This is a genomic window from Aeromonas sp. QDB18 (genome assembly GCF_027705325.1).
In the GTDB taxonomy this organism is placed as follows: Bacteria; Pseudomonadota; Gammaproteobacteria; order Enterobacterales; family Aeromonadaceae; genus Aeromonas; species Aeromonas caviae.
On the sequence record NZ_JAPDBQ010000320.1, the window covers coordinates 1 to 913 of the forward strand.

The window sequence follows — 913 nt, forward strand, 5'->3', positions numbered from 1 at the left end:
GGTTCACTCCGTGCTCTTGCTCGAGGCCACCACATTCCGCACCGTAGGATTACTGCATCAAGAGTGGTGGATGCGTCCGGATGACCCTGCCGATGCGGATGAAAAGGAGAGTGGCAAATGGCTGGCAGCGGCAGCAACCAGCCGGTTACGCATGGGCAGCATGATGCGCAACGTGATTGCAGTCTGTGACCGCGAAGCCGATATTCATGCTTATCTGCAGGACAAACTGGCGCATAACGAGCGCTTCGTGGTGCGCTCCAAACACCCGCGTAAGGACGTAGAGTCTGGGCTGTATCTGTATGACCATCTGAAAAACCAACCAGAGCTGGGGGGCTATCAGATCAGTATTCCGCAAAAGGGTGTGGTGGATAAACGCGGCAAACGCAAGAATCGGCCAGCCCGCAAGGCGAGCCTGAGCCTGCGCAGTGGCCGCATCACGCTAAAACAGGGGAATATCACGCTCAACGCGGTGCTGGCCGAGGAGATTAACCCGCCCAAGGGTGAGACACCGTTGAAATGGTTATTGTTGACCAGCGAACCGGTCGAGTCGCTAGCCCAAGCCTTGCGCGTCATCGACATATACACCCATCGCTGGCGGATTGAGGATTTCCATAAGGCATGGAAAACCGGAGCAGGAGCTGAAAGGCAACGCATGGAAGAGCCGGATAATCTGGAGCGCATGGTGTCGATCCTCTCATTTGTTGCCGTCAGGCTGTTACAGCTCAGAGAAAGCTTCACCCTGCCGCAAGCACTCAGGGCGCAAGGGCTACTAAAGGAAGCGGAGTTCGTAGAAAGCCAGTCCGCAGAAACGGTGCTGACCTCGGATGAATGTCAGTTACTGGGCTATCTGGACAAGGGAAAACGCAAGCGCAAAGAGAAAGCAGGTAGCTTGCAGTGGGCTTACATGGCGATA

At 55.6% G+C, this 913-nt stretch carries 1 pseudogene; it reads left to right on the plus strand.

From position 1 onward, the window contains the following. Positions 1-913: pseudogene (locus OKC30_RS21125) on the plus strand (IS4-like element IS50R family transposase); the annotation flags it as partial.